The 19,180-nt window shown below is 62.4% G+C and carries 19 protein-coding genes; 4 read left to right on the forward strand and 15 right to left on the reverse strand.

The window, feature by feature from the left end:
- Window positions 1-89: 89 nt before the first annotated feature.
- From hemA to ccoN, 15 genes are all read right to left on the reverse strand, one after another.
- Window positions 90-1,304 (reverse strand): 5-aminolevulinate synthase, encoded by a 1,215-nt coding sequence (gene hemA / locus AMC88_RS22460; protein ID WP_064826097.1) that lies wholly within the window; start codon window positions 1,302-1,304, stop codon window positions 90-92.
- A gap of 389 nt (window positions 1,305-1,693) precedes the next feature.
- Entirely contained in the window at window positions 1,694-2,371 is a 678-nt protein-coding gene (locus tag AMC88_RS22465; protein ID WP_029532014.1) for a CBS domain-containing protein, read from the reverse strand.
- A gap of 140 nt (window positions 2,372-2,511) precedes the next feature.
- Window positions 2,512-4,503, reverse strand: a complete 1,992-nt coding sequence (locus AMC88_RS22470; protein WP_064830094.1) for a heme lyase CcmF/NrfE family subunit — start codon at window positions 4,501-4,503, stop codon at window positions 2,512-2,514.
- Window positions 4,500-4,982, reverse strand: coding sequence for a cytochrome c maturation protein CcmE (gene ccmE, locus AMC88_RS22475; protein ID WP_064825984.1), 483 nt, complete (start codon window positions 4,980-4,982; stop codon window positions 4,500-4,502). The genes AMC88_RS22470 and ccmE overlap by 4 nt, the downstream gene beginning before the upstream one ends.
- On the reverse strand, window positions 4,979-5,851 hold the full coding sequence (gene ccmI / locus AMC88_RS22480; protein WP_225884123.1) for a c-type cytochrome biogenesis protein CcmI: 873 nt from the start codon (window positions 5,849-5,851) through the stop codon (window positions 4,979-4,981). Before ccmI ends, ccmE begins: the two co-directional genes overlap by 4 nt.
- A gap of 87 nt (window positions 5,852-5,938) precedes the next feature.
- Complete coding sequence (locus tag AMC88_RS22485) at window positions 5,939-6,604, reverse strand: Crp/Fnr family transcriptional regulator (protein WP_064825986.1); 666 nt, start codon at window positions 6,602-6,604, stop codon at window positions 5,939-5,941.
- Between the two features lie 31 nt (window positions 6,605-6,635).
- Window positions 6,636-6,794: a cbb3-type cytochrome oxidase assembly protein CcoS gene (ccoS, locus tag AMC88_RS22490; protein WP_011428803.1), complete on the reverse strand. Its 159-nt coding sequence runs from the start codon at window positions 6,792-6,794 to the stop codon at window positions 6,636-6,638.
- On the reverse strand, window positions 6,791-9,076 hold the full coding sequence (locus AMC88_RS22495; RefSeq protein ID WP_064830095.1) for a cation-translocating P-type ATPase: 2,286 nt from the start codon (window positions 9,074-9,076) through the stop codon (window positions 6,791-6,793). The genes ccoS and AMC88_RS22495 overlap by 4 nt, the downstream gene beginning before the upstream one ends.
- Window positions 9,073-9,555 (reverse strand): FixH family protein, encoded by a 483-nt coding sequence (locus tag AMC88_RS22500; protein ID WP_064825988.1) that lies wholly within the window; start codon window positions 9,553-9,555, stop codon window positions 9,073-9,075. The genes AMC88_RS22495 and AMC88_RS22500 overlap by 4 nt, the downstream gene beginning before the upstream one ends.
- A complete protein-coding gene (gene ccoG / locus AMC88_RS22505) occupies window positions 9,552-11,120 on the reverse strand; it encodes a cytochrome c oxidase accessory protein CcoG (protein WP_064825989.1) in 1,569 nt (522 codons plus the stop codon). Before ccoG ends, AMC88_RS22500 begins: the two co-directional genes overlap by 4 nt.
- Window positions 11,121-11,291: 171 nt before the next feature.
- Window positions 11,292-11,477 (reverse strand): hypothetical protein, encoded by a 186-nt coding sequence (locus tag AMC88_RS22510; protein WP_016737114.1) that lies wholly within the window; start codon window positions 11,475-11,477, stop codon window positions 11,292-11,294.
- A gap of 10 nt (window positions 11,478-11,487) precedes the next feature.
- Window positions 11,488-12,351 carry a cytochrome-c oxidase, cbb3-type subunit III gene (gene ccoP, locus AMC88_RS22515; RefSeq protein ID WP_064825990.1) on the reverse strand — a complete coding sequence of 288 codons (864 nt, stop codon included), beginning with the start codon at window positions 12,349-12,351 and terminating at the stop codon, window positions 11,488-11,490.
- A gap of 1 nt (window position 12,352) precedes the next feature.
- Window positions 12,353-12,505 carry a CcoQ/FixQ family Cbb3-type cytochrome c oxidase assembly chaperone gene (locus tag AMC88_RS22520; RefSeq protein ID WP_011428808.1) on the reverse strand — a complete coding sequence of 51 codons (153 nt, stop codon included), beginning with the start codon at window positions 12,503-12,505 and terminating at the stop codon, window positions 12,353-12,355.
- 8 nt (window positions 12,506-12,513) lie between these two features.
- On the reverse strand, window positions 12,514-13,248 hold the full coding sequence (gene ccoO / locus AMC88_RS22525; protein ID WP_020923759.1) for a cytochrome-c oxidase, cbb3-type subunit II: 735 nt from the start codon (window positions 13,246-13,248) through the stop codon (window positions 12,514-12,516).
- Window positions 13,249-13,256: 8 nt separating this feature from the next.
- Window positions 13,257-14,879, reverse strand: coding sequence for a cytochrome-c oxidase, cbb3-type subunit I (ccoN, locus tag AMC88_RS22530; RefSeq protein WP_064825992.1), 1,623 nt, complete (start codon window positions 14,877-14,879; stop codon window positions 13,257-13,259).
- Window positions 14,880-15,116: 237 nt separating this feature from the next.
- On the opposite strand from ccoN, the gene AMC88_RS22535 reads away from it, so the two are divergent.
- The 4 genes from AMC88_RS22535 (at window position 15,117) to AMC88_RS22550 (ending at window position 19,160) form a co-directional block, all read left to right on the forward strand.
- Window positions 15,117-15,848, forward strand: coding sequence for a Crp/Fnr family transcriptional regulator (locus AMC88_RS22535; RefSeq protein ID WP_016737109.1), 732 nt, complete (start codon window positions 15,117-15,119; stop codon window positions 15,846-15,848).
- Between the two features lie 26 nt (window positions 15,849-15,874).
- Entirely contained in the window at window positions 15,875-17,800 is a 1,926-nt protein-coding gene (locus tag AMC88_RS22540) for a hybrid sensor histidine kinase/response regulator (RefSeq protein WP_064826098.1), read from the forward strand.
- A 330-nt stretch (window positions 17,801-18,130) separates the two neighbouring features.
- On the forward strand, window positions 18,131-18,574 hold the full coding sequence (locus AMC88_RS22545) for a pseudoazurin (protein WP_016737107.1): 444 nt from the start codon (window positions 18,131-18,133) through the stop codon (window positions 18,572-18,574).
- A gap of 58 nt (window positions 18,575-18,632) precedes the next feature.
- Window positions 18,633-19,160, forward strand: coding sequence for a YcnI family protein (locus AMC88_RS22550; RefSeq protein WP_064825993.1), 528 nt, complete (start codon window positions 18,633-18,635; stop codon window positions 19,158-19,160).
- The last annotated feature ends 20 nt before the right edge of the window (window positions 19,161-19,180 follow it).

A 19,180-nucleotide genomic window follows, 5' to 3' on the forward strand; every position in this document is an offset into this window, starting at 1 on the left:
GTCTCCTCGGTGCTTGCTTCGCGTCTTGTCCTGCGCGCGTCGTTTTAAATCTTTGATCGCGATCAATATTCGGCATCTTCTCGATCTCGTCAGGCCACCATCCGCGCCAGCGCGCAGCGCGACCAGAGCGAATGCAGGGCGTCGACGAGATGGGCGATATCGGCGTCGGAATGCAGCGGCGTCGGGGTGATGCGCAGCCGCTCGGTCTTCTTCGGCACGGTGGGATAGTTGATCGGCTGGACGTAGACGCCGCAATTGTCGAGCAGCAGGTCGGAGATCCACTTGCACTTGGCGGCATCGCCGACCATCACCGGCACGATATGGCTGGGATTGTGCATATGCGGAATGCCGCGCTGGTCGAGCATGGCCCGGAGCTTGCGCACCCGGTCCTGATGGCGGGCGCGCTCGAACTGGCTGACCTTCAGGTGCTGGATCGAGGCGACCGCACCGGCGGCCAGCGCCGGCGGCAGCGCCGTGGTGAAGATGAAGCCGGAGGCAAACGAGCGGATGAAGTCGCACAGCGCGGCCGAGGCGGCGATATAGCCGCCCATCACCCCGAAGGCCTTGCCGAGCGTGCCCTCGATGACGGTCAGCCGGTCCATCAGCCCCTCGCGCTCGGCAATGCCGCCGCCGCGCGGGCCGTACATGCCGACCGCATGCACCTCGTCGAGATAGGTCATCGCCCCGTATTTGTCGGCGAGATCGCAGATCTCCCTGATCGGGGCGATATCGCCATCCATCGAATAGACGCTCTCGAAGGCGATCAGCTTCGGCGCCTTCGGATCGGCGGCTTTCAGCTTGGCTTCGAGATCGGCTACGTCATTGTGTTTCCAGATCACCTTGTCGCACTTGGCGTAGCGGATGCCCTCGATCATCGAGGCATGGTTGAGCGCGTCGGAGAAGATGATCAGGCCGGGGATCTTGGCGCCGAGCGTGCCGAGCGCTGCCCAGTTGGAGACATAACCCGAGGTGAAGATCAGTGCGGCTTCCTTGCCGTGCAGGTCGGCGAGCTCACGCTCGAGCAGGACGTGATAGTGGTTGGTGCCAGAAATATTCCGGGTGCCTCCCGCACCCGCGCCACAGTGGTCGATGGCGGCCTTCATCGCCTCGATCACCTTGGGGTTCTGGCCCATGCCGAGATAGTCGTTGGAGCACCAGACCGTGACGTCCTTTTCACCATCGGCCGTATGGCGGGTGGCACGCGGGAAGTGGCCGCGCTGACGCTCGAGATCGGCAAAAACGCGGTAACGGCCCTCGGCATGAAGCCCGTCCAGCTCGTTTTTGAAAAACGCTTCGAAATCCATCATATGCTCCTTTTGCACCGCCAAGGGATACATGGGAGCAGCCTATCGGTATTTGATCTCCGTCAAGTTCGGAGCAAGTGGCTCGCCGCGTCGGTCTTCGCCAAAAACCGATTTAACAACGCACGTCGCTACCCGACCGCAGAAATGGGAAAGCCGCCGACAGAGGAGCATCGTCAGCCGAGCGCGCAGTCGGCAGGACAGGAGACGCCGTTTTGGGGGATTGCTTTCGATCAAAGAAGAAAACCCGCCGGCGGGTTAACGTCAGAGAGCGAGTCGGGAGTTTCCGTGTCAAGCAGGGAAGTTGACAGACGGCTTGCTCGATCTTGGCAGGTCGAGCAAGCCTCCTCGTCACTTGGCGCGATGACGGCGCGCCAATGCGACTCGAGCTGTCAGTCCTGGATGTGAGCAGGCGAGACGAGCAGGCAATCCTTATAGCCGGCAATGCCGCCAAGCCCTTCGACGAGAACCCTGATCGCCCTGCGCTTGAGCTCGGATTCCACTTGGCCATCGACCGTCACCTGACCGTTGCGGACCGATACATGCACCCTTTGCGGCGTTAGACCGAGATCCGATCTGAGCCGGGTGCGCACGGCCAGCCGGATCGCCTCGTCGCCGCGCGGCAATATTGTCGTTGGAGCCTCGGCGATGACTCGCAAAATATCCCGTCTGCTGACGATCCCGACCAGACGCTCGTCTTCGACGATCGGCAGCCGCTTGATGCGGTGCACCTGAAGGCTTTCGGCGATATCGGAGACTTCGCTGTCCGGCCGCGCGACGATCACATCCTGGGACATGACGTCAGCGACGCACCATCCGTTGCTGCCGATATAGCGTTCGAGGTCGATTTGGGAAATCAGTTCCGGTGCACGCGCCGGACGGGGCGCAGAGCGTACTTCTCGGCGTAAAAGCAGATCGCCCTCCGTCACCATGCCGCAGACGCGTCCATGGCCGTCAACGACGGGAAGGCCGCTGACGTGGTTTTGCAACATCATTGCGACCGCATGGCGTACGCTGACATCAGGGCTGATCGAAACCACAGTCGTGGTCATAATATCCCTTGCTTGCATGGTCGCTGCCTCACTGCTCATGATTATCGTGAGGAACATGCTAGAGGCCAACCGGCCATTTCGCTTTGATCTTCGTCAAACTGTTCATGGCGGTCATCGCCCTTTCCCCGATGGGTGGAAAGGTGGTGGCGATGAGCCCATCATTCTGCCGGCTCCATCGCGGGTGTCGGCTTGGTCTTGGCCTTGCGGCGCGGGGCGCCGACGCGCAGGCGGCGGTCGGAGAGCGAGACGCAGCCGCCGGCGGCCATGATCAAGGCGCCGCCCCAGATGCAGAGGATGAACGGCTTCCACCAGATGCGCACGACGATGCCGCCGTCCTGGGTGGCGTCGCCAAGCGAGACATAGAGCTGGCTGAGGCCGAAGGTCAGGATGCCGGCCTCGGTCGTCGGCATCTGCCTTGCGGTATAGAGCCGCTTGGCCGACCAGGTATCGGCGACGACAACCCCGGCGCGCCGGATGGTGAAGTGGCCGCGCTCCTCGCTGTAGTTCGGTCCCCTGCCCGGCCGCATGCCGTCGAACGCAAGGCTGTAGCCGCCGGCCTCGATGATCTCACCCGGCTTCATCGCGACGACATGCTCGCTCTGGAAGGTGGTGACTGCGACGATGCCGAGCACGCTGACGCCAAGGCCGGCATGGGCAAGCGCGGTGCCGAAGGCCGAACGCGGCAGACCGGTCAGACGGCGCCAGGCGATGCTGCCGGCGAGCTTGCCGATGCCGGCGCGATACCAGAGATCGGCAATGGCGCCGAGGATCAGGAACAGCCCGGCCGCCAGACCGAGCACGGCGAGCACCGGCCCGCCATGTTCGAGATAGAAGACGATGACGGCGGCGGCGAAGGCGAGAGCCGCGACGGCATAGAGCCGCTGCAGCGCGCCGAGCAGATCACCGCGCTTCCAGGCCAGCAGCGGCCCGAACGGCACGATGACCAGCAGTGGCGCCATCAACAGGCCGAAGGTCAGGTTGAAGAAGGGCGGCCCGACGGAGATCTTGTCGCCGGTCAGCGTCTCCAGGAGCAGCGGATAGAGCGTGCCGGTGAGAACCGTGCCGCAGGCGACCGTCAGGATCAGATTGTTGAGAACCAGCGCGCCCTCGCGCGAGATCGGCGCAAACAGCCCGCCGGCCGCAAGCTTCGGCGCCCGCAGGGCAAACAGCGACAGCGCCCCGCCGATGAAGATCAGCAGGATGCAGAGAATGAAGACGCCGCGGGAGGGATCGCTGGCGAAGGCATGCACCGAGGTGAGCACGCCGGAGCGCACCAGGAAGGTGCCCATCAGCGACAGCGAGAAGGTCAGGATGGCGAGCAGCACCGTCCAGATCTTCAGCGCCTCGCGCTTTTCCATAACGAGGGCCGAATGCAGCAGCGCGGTGCCGGCGAGCCACGGCATGAAGGAGGCGTTCTCCACCGGATCCCAGAACCACCAGCCGCCCCAGCCGAGCTCGTAATAGGCCCAGTAGGAGCCCATGGCGATGCCAAGCGTCAGGCAGGTCCAGGCGGCGAGCGTCCAGGGCCGCACCCAGCGCGCCCAGGCAGCGTCGATGCGGCTTTCCAGCAGAGCGGCAACGGCGAAGGAGAAGCAGACGGAAAAGCCGACATAGCCGAGATAGAGCAGCGGCGGATGAATGGCGAGCCCGACATCCTGCAGCACCGGATTGAGGTCGCGGCCCTCGGCCGGGGCCGGATCGAGCCGCAGGAAGGGATTGGAGGTCAACAGGATGAACAGGGTGAAGGCGAGCGAGATCCAGGCCTGCACGGCAAGCACATTGGCCTTCAGCGTCTCCGGCAGATTGCGGCCGAAGACGGCGACCAGCGCGCTGAACAGCGTCAGGATCAGCAGCCAGAGCATCATCGATCCCTCGTGATTGCCCCAGACGCCGGAATATTTGTAGATCAGCGGCACCAGCGAATGCGAATTCTCCCAGACGTTCTCGACCGAGAAGTCGGAGACGACATGGGCATAGGTCAAGACGGCGAAGGCAAAGGCGACGAGCGCGAACATCGCCAGCGAGCCGGAGGTCGCCACATCCATCATTGCCCGGTCATGGCGGCGGGCGCCGATGACCGGCACGATCGAGACGATCAGCGCCGTCGCCAGCGCCAGCACCAGGGCATAATGGCCGATCTCGATGATCATCGCGTCGCCTTCGCCTCCTGGCCTTGGCCTTGTCCCGCTTGGCCATCCTGCCACAGGCCCTGCGCCTTCAGCTTGTCGGCCACCTCCTTCGGCATATAGGTCTCGTCATGCTTGGCGAGCACCGTGTCGGCGACAAAGACGTTGCCGGCTGATGCAAACATGCCTTCGGTGACCACACCCTGGCCCTCGCGGAACAGATCGGGAAGGATGCCGGTATAGTGGACCTTGACCGCATTGGCGCTGCCGTCGGTAACGGTAAATTCCACCGTCGAACCGGCGCCGCGCACGACGCTGCCGGCCCCGACCAGGCCGCCGAGCCGGATGCGGGTCTCCGGCGCCACCGGGCTCTTGGCCAGATCCGCCGGCATGTAGAAATAGGCCACCGACTGGCTGAAGGCGAACATCACCAACAGCACCGCGGCAATAATGAAACCCATCCCGCCCGCGATCACCGCCAAGCGCTTCTGCTTGCGCGTCATCTCGAACCTCCTTGATCTGTCATGCGAGGCTCCCGCGCCAAGGCGGTCAGCGGCACCCCGCCATTGGCGGAAATATGTTTGTTGACGAGCGACAGCCAAGGCGCCCCGGCCGGCGACGATTTCGCCAGCGCCTCGAAATCTGCCAGCGCCTCGGCACGCCGCCCCGCCTGCTCGAAGCTGAGGGCGATATAGAATAGTGCGCGCGGGTTTTTCGGCTCAAGCTGGAGGATCTGCCGCAGGACATCAAGCGTATCTGTGGTTACCGAGCCTTTTGCTTCGGCCATCATGGCCTCGGCAAGACCGCCTAGCCGATCCACGTCGGGGCCGAGGATCCGCACGGCGTTCCGATAAGCCGTTTTCGCCTCGGGGAACCGCCCGGTCCTGAGATAGACCGGGGCGATCACGTTCCAACCCCGTCCGTCATCGGGCCGGCTTGCAAGATGGCGTTCTGTCTTGACGATCAGCATTGCGAGGTTCTGGCCGGGATCCTCCAACCGTGCCTGCAGCGGCTGCGATGGCAGGTCGGGCGAACCCAGCCGGGCATAAAGGCCGATGCTCGCGAGCGGAAGAATTGCGACGATGGCGAGCTTCGGCAACCTCTGGGCCTCCGGTCGTCTCCGGCGCCCGTCATGCTGTTGTTCGCTTGCTTTGAAAAGCCGCCGTGCGACCTCGGCACGGGCATATTCGTACTCGTTGCGCCCGAGCTGGTTCGTCTCCGCTTCCCTGTCGAGTTCAAGAAGCTGGTCTCGATAGACGCGGCATGCGTCAGCGACGCCTCCGTCGGCGCCGATACGGCTCTTGGCAAACGGATAAAGGAGGGAGGCGATGACGGTCGTCGCGACGCCCGCAAAAACAATCCAGATAAGCATGACGTCCAGGTGCCCTTTGCGCCTGACCATAGCAGGGCGGGCCATCGCAACATTGACGCCGGTCAAATTACATTGCGATTATCGGCTTTAGCACGCTTTGCGCAGCAAATCGACGCTGTCGATCAGGACGACCTTGCCTCTGACTTCGACCCCTGCTGGGAGAAGCGCGGCGAAAGCCCGCGAAAGAGCCTCGGGGGCAAGCCCCAGCTTGCCGGCCAGTATCCTCTTCCGGTAGGGCAGCCGAAAGGTGACCTGCGAGGCCGAGGCTGGGCATCGGCTGATGAGGTAATTGGCAACACGCTGGGCGGCCGTGTGCAGCCGGTCTCCGGCGATGCAATCCATCGCGCCGAGCAGATGCCGGGCCATGATGCGCATGACGTTGCGATGCATGACGGGGTACCGGTCGGCAAGCGCCCGCAAGTCCGAAAGCTCGAACAACGCTACTTCCGACCCGTCTGCTGACCACGCGCTGCAGGCGTAGGAGCTGCCTCCCGACAGAAGGTATTCGCCGAAAGTGTCGCCCGGTTCGCAGATGCAGATATCTGCCTCGCGCCCGGCGGATTCCGCTTTCGAAAGCCGCACGAAACCGCTCATCACGCCATAGACGAACGACGCTGGCTCGCCCTCGGCGATGATCCGCTCATCGGCCGCGAAGGTTCGGAACTGAGCTGTGGCGGCGAGCTCCTCCACCGTCGCCTCATCCAGCCCGTCAAACAGGTCAGACCGCAAAAGCGCGGGATTTTTCGCAAGCATCGATCGTCCTTTCGTTTGGCGTGTATGCGGTTCAGGATTTCTTCCGGTCGGTTTCGTCCTCGGCCAGGATTCGCCAGGCAGCGCCCTCAAGATCGTCATACTGGCCGCTCTTCAGCGACCAGAGGAATGCCAGGAGGCCTATTCCGCCCATGAGCAGTGCAATCGGTATCAGATAGATCAGCATGTTCATGCGGTTTTGACCTCCGGATTGCCGCCGGCGCGCGCCTCGGTCAGCAGGGGTGGCCGTTTGCCGAAAGCGTTCAGCCGCAGCGCGTTGGTTACGACGATGATCGAGGATGTCGACATGGCCACCGCCGCGATCAGCGGCGTCGCCAATCCGGCAATCGCGATCGGAACAGCCAGCACGTTGTAGCCTATGGCGAGAGCAAAATTCTGCCGAATAAGGCGCGCGGATCTTCGCGCGACGGCTATTGCTTCCGGCACGGCATCGAGACGCTCGTGGAAAAAGACGAGGTCGGCGGCCTGCCTGCCGATATCGGATGCGGTGGCGGGCGCCATCGAGACATGCGCGGCGGCAAGGGCGGGCGCATCGTTGATCCCGTCGCCGACCATGAGTACGCGGTGGCCTTCCGCGCTCAGCTTCCGGCATTCCTCGACCTTCTGTTTCGGAGCCAAGGCGCCCATGGCCTTGTCGACGCCGAGAGCTTGCGCAGTGTTGTCGACGACTGTCTGCCTGTCGCCGGATACTATCAACGTTTCGATACCGGCTGCAGCGAGCTGGCGGAAAGTCTCCGCGGCGCCCGGACGAAGCGTGTCGTCGAACAGGATACGGGTGAGATCGGCACCGTTCTTCGACAGGACCACCTCCGAAAACGGACTATCGGCCGCCGGCGTGAGGCCGGTTCCGCAGGCAAAGGCCCGATTGCCCAGCCGATAGACGTCCGTTTCGCTCCAGGCTTCCAATCCCCCGCCGGGAATTTCCGTGACCCTGTCGAAGGCGAAGGAGGAAACGAACTCCATGTCCCGCACCAGCGCCTGCGAAAGGGGATGGCGTGAATGCGCTGCCAATGCCGAGGCGATTGCGGTATTGCCCGCGTCGATCGCTTCGGCCCGGACGAGGCGGGGGCGGCCCATCGTCAGCGTGCCGGTCTTGTCGAAGGCGACGATGTCCGCCTCGGCCAGCCTTTCGAGCGCCGAACCGTCTTTGACCATGATGCCCCGGCGGAAAAGTTCGCCGGCTGCGACCACCTGGACCACCGGGACGGCAAGGCCCAAAGCGCAGGGGCAGGTAATGATCAGCACTGCGACCGCGACCAGCATGGCCTGTTTCCAGTCGCCGCCGAGCAGGCCCCAGGCGAGAAAGGAGACCAGTGCCAACAGGTGCACGACGGGGGAATAAAGTGCTGCGGCGCGATCGGCGATCCGGCGGTAACGAGCCCTGCCGCCCTCGGCCGCTTCCATCAGACCGATGATCTCCGAAAGGAGCGAATCCCTTGCCACTTTGGTCGCCCGCAGGACGAGCGAACCGGTCAGGTTCATCGCACCCGAATTCACCGCGCTCCCTGCGGCGACGGCGACCGGGCTGCTTTCACCGGTGACGATGGAGAGGTCGACATCGCTCTCGCCGCTGACGATCATGCCGTCGACGGGAATGCGTTCGCCGGCCGCAATCGAGATGTCATCTCCGACCGCGATCTCTTCGACCGCGACGTAGCGTCGCGACCCGTCCGGCATCATCAGCAGTGCCCCGCGCGGCGCCAGTCTGGCAAGCCCGTTGATCGCCGCGCGGGCTTTCTCCCGCATCACATGATCGAGGGTTCTGCCGATCAGCAGGAAGAACAGCAGAGACACCGACGCGTCGAACCAGGCATGTTCGCCATGGTGCATGGTTTCCCATAGGGAGACCGCATAGGACAGCGTCACGGCAAGCGAGATCGGAACGTCCATGTTGGTGCGCCCGCGCTTGAGCGCGCTCCAGGCCGATTTGAAGAAGAAGCGTCCCGCATAAACCAGCGCCGGCGCCGCGATCATCGCCGAGATCCAGTGAAACATGTCGCGCGTCGCCGCATCGGCGCCCGACCAGACCGACACCGAGAGCAGCATAATGTTGGCGGCTGCAAAGCCGGAGACGCCGACCGCCAGCAGCAGCTGGTTCCGGATCCGGTCGGTCTCGGGAGCCGTCGGCGTGAAGAGATGCGCCCGGTAACCGGCCGCAGCGATCGCCGCCAGAATTTCGGACGGATCGGTCGCCCGCCCGTCGATCTCCTCCTGATAAATGCAACTGACCCGTCTGGCGGTCAGATTGACACGCGCTTTGCGGACGAAGGCAAGCGCCGACAGGGCGCTTTCGATGCTCGATATGCAGCCGCCGCAGTGAGCGTCGGGTACGCTGAGGTCGAGCTGTCGCAATCCGGCCCCGAGCGAATGGCTGGCAAGGCGGACTTCTTCGGCGCTGGACGATGTCGCGCTGAGGGCGAGAACGCTTTCCGTGTCCATGGAGCAGCAGGTCATTGGCCGAACTCCGCGGTATCGAAGCGCTTGGCCTCATGCATGATGACCACGCCGTTCCGTCTCGATATGGCTTCGACGATCCAGTCGCCGCCGGCGACTTCATGATCGGCTACGAACCGCCCTTCGCCCGTCTTGCGAAGCGCCAGGCTGAAATCCTCATGATCGCCGACGGGCCGTTTGAAATTCAGCGTGACATCGTCGATGATCGCAGGCGCCCCCCCCTGTTCGTGGATGTCGTAGCGGATCTCGCTGCCCTTGAGGGAGAGCGCGCCTTCGATGCCGGAGGCGGCCATCGCCTTCATCGCTGCCGCCTTGCCGTTGAATTCCTGGCTGGCCACATAGGTATTTTCCACGACCAGGCCGCTCCAGCTGGACGAGGCATAGACGGCCATGGTGACGTTGACGGCGATCACCACGGCGAAGAATGCGGAGGTGGCAAGCAGCATGTGCCAGCCGGTAAAACCTCTGAAAGCCTTCATTTCACGTCTCCCGGTGCATTGAACGCGGCGCGATAGGTCGCCCGGTCGGCATGGTCGGTATCCTCGATGACGAAGAGGAATTCATTGATGGCGGCTCCGTCGGGCTTGCGCGTGACGAAGACCTTAAGCGTCGTCGCCGCGTCGGGTTCGGCATGGACGGTAAAGCTGCGGCCATCCTGCCGGCCGAACTCGGGAATGCGCATCGTGCCTCCCTCCAGCCCGACCAGGGTGATGGTCACGTCCCGCGGCTTCGGCACCATGTTGAGGACGCGAAGCGTGTAGCCGTTGCGGATGGAACCGTCGCTTTCCAGAACATATTGGGGGTTGCGGTCGTGGACGACGTTGAGCTCGAGCCGTTCGCGGAAGGCGAGATGCATGACCATGGCGATGCCGATCGATGCCCAGACGACGGCATAGAAGAGAATTCTCGGACGGAAGATGATACGCCAGTCGAAATGCTGGACCGCCGGGATGAAGCTGCCGTCGTCGTTTCGCACATTGGAGGGGCGGATGGCTGTTTGTCCTGCGTCCGTCGCAAGCGACATGTTGCTCGAATATTCGCTGAGCGTCGCATAGGCGATCAGGCCGCGCGGCTTTCCGAGCTTGTCCATGACGCCGTCACAGGCGTCGATGCACAGCGCGCAGGTGATGCACTCCATCTGCTGGCCGTCGCGAATGTCGATCCCCATCGGGCAAACCGCGACGCAGGCATTGCAATCCACACAATCGCCGACCGGCAGACCCTGGGCCTGGGCCTTCTTTGCGTGGCGCGACCGCTGCTCGCCCCGCCAGTCATTGTAGGTGACGACAAGCGAATTCTCGTCGAGCATGGCGCCCTGGATGCGCGGCCACGGACACATATAGGTGCACACCTGCTCGCGCATCAGGCCGCCGAGGACATAGGTCGTGGCGGTCAGGATGGCAATCGTGGCATAGGCGGCCGCGGGTGCGCTGCCGGCAAACAGCGACGCCGCCAGGCCCGGCGCGTCGGCAAAATAGAAGATCCATGCGCCGCCGGTGGCGATGCCGATCAGCAGCCAGATCGCATGCTTGGTCACCCGCTTCCTGATCTTGTCGAAGGTGAAGGGACCGGCGTCGAGCTTCATCCGCGCGTTGCGGTCGCCTTCGATGGCGCGTTCGACGACGAGAAAGAGGTCGACCCAGACGGTCTGCGGACAGGCGTAGCCGCACCAGGCACGGCCGACCGCGGCGGTGACGAGAAAGAGGCCGAACCCCGCCATGACCAGCAGCCCCGCGACATAGTAGAATTCCTGCGGCCAGATTTCGATGAAGAAAAAGAAGAAGCGTCGCGAGGAGAGGTCGACGAGGATTGCCTGGTCGGGCGCGTAGGGACCGCGATCCCAACGGATCCACGGCGCGAGGTAATAGATGCCGAGCGCAATCAGCATTACGATCCATTTGAACCGGCGGAATTGCCCCTCGGCGCGCTTCGGGAAAATCTTCTTGCGCGGCGCATAGAGAGGCTGGCGGTTGCGCCGGGCATTGACCGGCTCGACGCTGACGCGCTCAATGTCATTTGGATCGGGGGCGGTATAAAGATTCATGGGACCTGTCCGGTTTTCACCCGCTCTTGTCCCATCCGCGGCGCATTCGTTCCTTGATGCAGATCAAGAATGACCTTTCCGGAAGGGAAAAGGCCACGCCCCGGGGTAAGGGCGTGGCCGGAGGACAGCGGGGGAGAAACACCGCTGGGACATCCTCGACAGGCGCCGATACTATCGGCTCGTTTGCTTGTGATCTTTGAGGCTGGTCAAACTCACGATCGAATTGCCGATCTTTGCCGGGTCGTCCTGCTCTGAAGATGCAGGCATCGGTTGGGCGCGCGCCGAGACACGCGATCGGATAACAGCACGCGGCGTGCCGTAGAGACCCAGGATCGGATTGTGGTCGTGGGCTGTCATGGCTTTCTCCTTACGTGCCGCCGCCGAGGGAATGAACGAAGATGGTCAGCTCCTTGACTGTCGTATCGCCGAGACGTCCCGCCCAAGCCGGCATGACGCCATGCTTGGGAGAGGCCACCTGGCGAAGGATGGCGTCTTCGCCGCGCGCTTTGAGCCAGATCGCATCGGCGAGATCCGGCGCGCCCATTTCGGCTTTGCCCTTGGAGTCCTCGCCGTGACATGCGGCACAATTGTCAAGGAAGACCTGCTTTCCCGCCTCTGCGAGCGCGGGATCGGACGGCGTATTGGTCAGCCCCCAGACGTAGGCGGCGACCTGCTTCATCTGGATGGGTTGCAGCACGTCGGTAAAGGGCGGCATCTCGGAAGCATGGGTCTCCGTGTCGCCGTCGAAGCGGATCCCATGAGCGATCGTGGTCTGTATCGCATCGAGGTCCCCGCCCCACAGCCAGTCATCGTCGTTGAGATTCGGGAACCCTGGGCCGCCACTCGCGCCCGAGCCGTGACAGGGCGCGCAGTTAACCTTGAATGCGGACGCGCCGCCGGCAATGGCGAATTCACGCAAAGCCGGATCCGCATCGATTTCCTGCACGGTCTTGGCAGCGATCAGATCATGGAACTTCGTCTGGGATGCCTTGGCGAGATCGAGGTCCTGCTGCAACTCGGCGCGCGTCGAGTAGCCGAAATAGCCTTTCGTGGCGGATGTGATCATCGGGATGGCGGGATAGGCGATGGCATAGCCGATCGCCCACAAGATCGTGACGTAGAACGTCCAGACCCACCAGCGCGGCATCGGATTGTTGAGTTCGCGGATGCCGTCCCATTCATGTCCGGTCGTTTCGACGCCGCTCAATTCATCGATATGGTTTTCCGACATCTCAATCGTCCTTCAAGGGAATATCGGCGGCTTCTTTCGCCGTCTGCTTGCTGCCTGGGCGAAGGGTGAACATGACCGCGCCGACGAAGAATGCCGCCATCGCCAGGAGGCCCCAGCTGTCGGCGAAGTGTCTCATTGCAGTATAGGCTTCCATGGATCCCCTCACCGGTAGCCGGTCGCGTCGTCATAGGTCGAGAAATCGACCAGCGTTCCGAGCATTTGCAGGTAGGACACCAGGGCGTCCATTTCGGTCAGCCTGGCCGGGTCGCCGTCGAAATCGCCGATCTTCGCCTTCGGATAGCGTTGAAGCAGCGCCGTCGTGTCCGCGTTCGGATCGGCCTGAGCCCTCATGTCGGCCTCGGCATTCGCCAGCATGTCGTCGCTATAAGGCACGCCCACGTCCTCGTTGGCCTTGAGGTCCATTCCGACATCCTTGACCGTCACCTCCTGCTCCTTGAGGAAGGCGTAGCTTGGCATAATGGATTCCGGCACGACGGCGCGCGGATTTGCGAGATGCTGGACGTGCCATTCGTTCGAGTAGCGTCCGCCGACGCGGGCCAGATCCGGCCCCGTTCGCTTGGAGCCCCACTGGAACGGATGGTCGTACATCGATTCCGCGGCCAGCGAGTAATGGCCGTAACGCTCGACTTCATCGCGGAACGGCCGGATCATCTGGCTGTGGCAGAGATAGCAGCCTTCACGGATGTAGATGTTGCGTCCAGCGAGCTCCAGCGGCGTGTAAGGCCGCATGCCTTCGACTTTCTCGATCGTGTTCTGCAGGTAGAACAGCGGTGCGATTTCAACGATGCCGCCGATGCTGACGACGAGCAGCGAGCCGACCAGAAGAAGCGTCGCGTTCTGCTCGAGGATCTTATGTTTATCAAGTATCGATGCCATGTCTCACCTCACTCGGCAGGCTGTGCCTGGGGCACGAAAGTGGTCGGGATTGCAGCTTCGTCGCGCAGATGGCCGCGGATCGTCATGAACACGTTCCAGGCCATGACGAGGCCGCCCGCCAGGTAAAGCGCTCCGCCGACCGCGCGCAGCACGTAGTAGGGGATCATCGCCGCGACCGTCTCCGCGAAGGAATAGACGAGGAAGCCCTGGGAATTGTATTCGCGCCACATCAGCCCCTGCTGGATGCCGGCGACCCAGAGGACGGCGGCGTAGATCACGATGCCGAGGGTCGCGAGCCAAAAGTGCCAGTTGACCATCCGCAGGCTATAGAGACGCTCGCGTCCCCAAAGTTTCGGCGTCAGGTAATAGATCGCCCCGAAGGTGATCATACCGACCCAGCCGAGCGCGCCGGAATGCACGTGGCCGATCGTCCATTCGGTATAGTGGCTGAGCGAATTGACCGCCTTGACCGACATCATCGGGCCTTCGAAGGTCGACATGCCGTAAAAGGCGATGGCGACGATCATCATCCGGATGATCGGATCCGTGCGGATCTTGTCCCAGGCGCCCGAAAGGGTCATCAGGCCGTTGATCATGCCGCCCCAGGAGGGCATCCAGAGCATGACCGAGAACACCATGCCGAGCGTCTGCGCCCAATCGGGCAGCGCCGTGTAATGCAGGTGGTGCGGACCGGCCCAGATATACATGAAGATCAGCGCCCAGAAGTGGATGATCGACAGCCGGTAGGAATAGACGGGCCGGTTGGCCTGCTTCGGCACGAAATAGTACATCATGCCGAGGAAGCCGGCGGTGAGGAAGAAGCCGACGGCGTTATGGCCGTACCACCATTGGGTCAGCGCATCCTGAACGCCGGAGAAGAGCGAATAGCTCTTGGAGCCCAGGAACGAGGCCGGAACCGCAAGATTGTTGACCACATGCAGCATCGCAATGGTGACGATGAAGCCGAGATAGAACCAGTTCGCCACATAGATATGCGGTTCTTTGCGCTTCAGAATCGTGCCGAGATAGACGGCGAGATAGGCGACCCAGACGATGGTCAGCCACAGATCGACATACCATTCAGGCTCGGCATATTCACGGGCCTGGGTGATGCCGAGCACGTAGCCGGTCGCAGCCATGACGATGAAGAGCTGGTAGCCCCAGAAGACGAACCAGGCGAGGCTGCCGCCGAAGAGACGAGCGCGACAGGTGCGCTGCACCACGTAGAAGGAGGTCATGATCAGGGCGTTGCCGCCGAAAGCGAAGATGACGGCCGATGTATGAACCGGCCGCAGCCTGCCGAAATTGAGATAGGGCGCGATGTTGAGGTCGGGAAAGGCCAGCTGCAGCGCGATGACGACGCCGACGAGGAAGCCGACGACGCCCCAGAACACCGTGGCGATCAGGCCATAGCGGATCACCTCGTCGAAATAGCCCGACAGGTCGGCTTTGCGCTGTTGGCCCGCCGGTGAAAACTCGACTTTCCGGACAAGCAGCAGCGTTCCCGCCACGAGGCAGAGGCAAAGTATGCCCATATGGACCGCAAAGAGATGATCGTGCGCGAATGCGGCTGCGAGCAGCGCTAGAAACGCTGCGACCGCGACCACCATCGTTTCCGTCGTGTAATTCATAATGTCGTCCCCAGTGCACAGACGACCGCCTCGCGGCCGGCTTTCTCGGATTTCGAGGCAGGACTGTCATGAAGCCGGGAACGGCTCCTTGATCTACATCAACAAGCGGGCTGGAAGCGTCGGGCGAACCGCCGTTGTTACACACTGTTACAAACTTTCACCCTTTGGCACCGTCCGCTCATTCCGGTGTGACGCAGCGGCTTTCTACTGCACTTAACGCCACAAGGGGACACGACGATGCTGATGCAGAACAACCACGCGTTCGACAATGCCGAGAAGACGTTAGAAGCCCTTCATGCCGGCCAATCGTTGTCATCGCTTTTCGTAAGCTCGGCCGCCGAGTCCGTCGCAGCCGGCAAGGCGATTTGCTGGGAGGGCGACAAGGCCAGCCATCTCTTCCAGGTGGAGGAGGGCGTCGTCCGCCTGCATCGCATCATCGGCGAAGGTCGCCGCGTGATAACCGCGTTCCATTTTGCCGGCGATCTCATCGGCGCGTCGTTGCAAAACGACTTCCTGTTCACGGCTGAGGCCGTCACCGAATGCAAGATCCGCCGGATATCACGCAAGAACTTCCACGAAGAGGTCGCCCGGTCTAATGCGCTCGGCCCGGCCTATATCTCGCTGCTCTGCCAGGAGGCGGCCGCCGCACATGAGCAGATGGTGCTGCTGTCGAAGAAGAATGCCGAGGAGCGGCTTTGCAGCTTCATCGTCAAGCTTGCATCCCGCCGCAGCCCGCAGTCGCGCCAGGGCCTGCTGCGTGTCCCGATGAACCGCCAGGATATTGCCGACCATCTCGGCCTGACCATCGAGACCGTGTCCCGCACGATCACGAAACTTGCGTCGCGCAACATCGTTGTTCCCGAGGGCAGGCACGATCTCAGGATCGTCAATCTCGCCCGGCTGGTGCAGTTGTCCGGCGACGCTGATGATTTTTCGGAGGATTCCTGTCATAGGGTCAACCTGCACTGATGCAACAAGCCGCAGGATCGACCTTCATGCCCCATCGCCTCGTGTCACCGAGAACCGCATCGCCGCAGGAGCTGGATGCCATGGTGCACGTGCTCGACGGCGCAGATATCCTGGTTCATCGTTTCGACGGGACGATCACGCATTGGTCGATCGGCTGCGAGAACATGTATGGCTGGGCAAGAGAGGAAGCCGTCGGCGAGAAGGTCTACGACCTGCTGGCGACGAAGTTTCCCGAACCGGCGGAAAACATCCGCGATCAGCTGAGGTCGCGCGGCTTCTGGCAGGGCGAGATCATTCACCGCCATAAGAGCGGGCATGACATCCATGTCGCATCCCGCTGCGTGCTGGTCAAACTGCCGGATGGAGAGTTTGCCGTCATCCAGACAAACAGCGACGTCAGCGCGCTGAGGGGCGCGCAGGAGGCGGTCAAGGCCCGCGAGGCGCACCTCAGTTCGATCCTCGACACCGTACCCGATGCGATGGTGGTGATCGATCACAAGGGGACGGTGCTGTCGTTCAGCAAGGCTGCCGAGAAACTGTTCGGAATGCCTTCGGATCAGATTTGCGGCCGCAACGTCAGCAACCTGATGCCGAACCCCTACCGCGACGCTCACGATGGCTATATCGACCACTACCTCGAAACCGGCGAAAAACGCATCATCGGCTATGGCCGCGTTGTCACAGGGCAGCGGGCCGACGGATCGCAATTCCCGATGGAACTCCATGTCGGCGAGGCGACGGTCAACGGCGAGCGGATTTTCACCGGTTTCGTCCGCGACCTGACGAGCCGGTTCAAGATCGAGGAGGACCTTCGCCAGGCGCAGAAGATGGAGGCGGTGGGGCAGCTGACCGGGGGCCTCGCGCACGATTTCAACAACCTGCTGACCGTCATCAGCGGCAACCTCGAAATGATCGAGGACAAGCTGCCGCCTGGCAGCCTTCGCGACATTCTCAAAGAGGCCCAGGCCGCCGCGCAGGACGGAGCCATCCTCACCGGCCAACTGCTGGCCTTCGGCCGGCGGCAGCCGTTGAACCCGAAGCATGCCGATCTCGGTCAGCTTGTGAGCGGCTTCTCGGATCTGCTGCGGCGAACGCTCGGCGAAGATATCCGGCTGTCCACAGTCATCGACGGGTCGGGCCTCGACGTCCTGGTCGACAGCTCGCAGCTTCAGAACGCCATTCTGAACATTGCCTTGAATGCAAGGGACGCCATGCCGAAGGGCGGCAGTCTCACGACGACGATTTCGCGTGTCCACCTCGATGCCGATTATGCAAAAATGTACCCGGAGGTGCGCAGCGGCAATTTCGTCCTCATTACCATGACGGATACCGGCGCCGGCATGACCGAGGAAGTCAGGAAGCGGGCGATAGAACCGTTCTTCACAACCAAGGAAGTCGGCTCGGGCACGGGTCTCGGGCTCAGCATGGTCTATGGTTTCGTCAAGCAATCGGGCGGGCATCTCCAGCTTTATAGCGAGGTGGGACGCGGCACGACGGTTCGGATATATCTGCCGGCCGTCGCCGGCCCAAAGCCCCGCGAGCCGGCGTCGGATCATGGCGCAGGCGAGAGCCAACTGCCGCGCGGGGACGAAATGGTGCTCGTCGTCGAGGATGATGCCCGCGTCCGCCGCGTTGCCGTCGCAAGACTGGCTTCGATGGGCTACACGGTGCTCGAAGCCGAGAACGGCCACCGCGCACTCGATCTCCTCAGGGAAAATTCCGACATCGCGCTCCTGTTCACCGATATCGTGATGCCGGGTGGGATCACCGGCGACGAACTTGCACTAGAGGTGCGCCTCTTGCGGCCGGACATCGCTGTTCTGTTCACCTCGGGATATTCCGAGCCGGGCCTTGCGGGCAAAGGTATCGTTCCCGGCGCACAATGGCTGCGCAAGCCCTACACCGCAAGGGAGCTGGCGTTGAAGATCCGCGAGCTTCTCGACACGAAGTGAGCTCCAGGCTCGCGTCCATCAGGACTATGTCGGTCTGACGTTCGACAAGCGAGCGTCTTCTCGGCCGTTTACATCGCCGATGTGCTTCCGCCGAATAGGCTGGAATGTCGCAATTCCCATTCGAAGATCCAGCATCCCGGCACGGACGACCGACGCAACGCCGCTGCGCCGGGCGACGCATGCGTATGCTTGACGTGGTATCGAGCCGGCAGCCGAAACCCGAGCGCCGCCTTTTTCTCCGAATTTGACGGGCGTCAAAGAAGCCGGTTCCGGCATCTCTTAAAAGACGTTCATGAGGCTGATCGAGCCTCTCAGAACAGGAGATTGCAAATGCGTTTGAAATTCGGTCTGATCGCTGCAACGGCAGCCTTGATTGTCTCGGCAGCGCCGTTGATGGCCGCCGACCACCAGGTTCAGATGCTCAACAAAGGCGCTGACGGCGCGATGGTATTCGAACCCGGCTTCCTGAAGATCGCCCCCGGCGACACCGTCACCTTCATTCCCACCGACAAGAGCCACAATGTCGAGACGTTCAAGGGGCTCATTCCGGACGGCGTTGCCGAATTCAAATCCAAGCCGAGCGAACAGTATCAGGCGAAATTCGATGTTCCGGGTGCCTATGTCCTGAAATGCACGCCGCATGCCGGCATGGGCATGGTCGCCCTGATCCAGGTCGGCGATAGCCCGGCCAATCTCGACGCGATCAAGACCGCAAAGGTGCCGAACATGGTGCGCAAGCGGCTCGATGCCGACCTCGCCAATATCACCCAGTGATCAATGAAAGGTGCGGATGGCCGCGCTTGCGCGCCATCCCGCACATTGGAGAATAATCATGCTCAAGCCTATGGCGATTGCTTTCTTGGCGGTTGCCTGCGCGGCAGGCGCAGCCAATGCTCACGTCACCCTCGAGCAAAACCAGGCGCAGTCAGGCAAGGCGTATAAGGCAGTCCTTCGTGTCGGACACGGTTGCGAGGGCAAGGCAACGATCAAGATCCGCGTGAAGATCCCGGAGGGTCTGCTATCGGCAAAGCCGATGCCCAAATCCGGCTGGACCATCGACAAGGTCAATGCGGCCTATGAGAAGAGCTACGATCTGTACGGCAAGCCGGTGAAGGAAGGGATCAGCGAGATCACATGGTCCGGCGGCAATCTTGCCGACGACGAATATGATGAATTCGTTTTCCGCGCAACGATCGCGAAGGAAATCCCGCCCAAGACCCGCATCTACGTTCCCGTCGTCCAGGAATGCACCGAAGGCGCCGTCGAACGCTGGATCGAAATTCCCGCGGCAGGCAAGTCGTCGGACGACTACGAAGCCCCTGCCCCGTACTTCGACGTGGTCGAACAGCCGCGTTCGTGAGCAGGCGGGAGCCGTCGATC

Source organism: Rhizobium phaseoli, assembly GCF_001664385.1.
In the GTDB taxonomy this organism is placed as follows: Bacteria; Pseudomonadota; Alphaproteobacteria; order Rhizobiales; family Rhizobiaceae; genus Rhizobium; species Rhizobium phaseoli.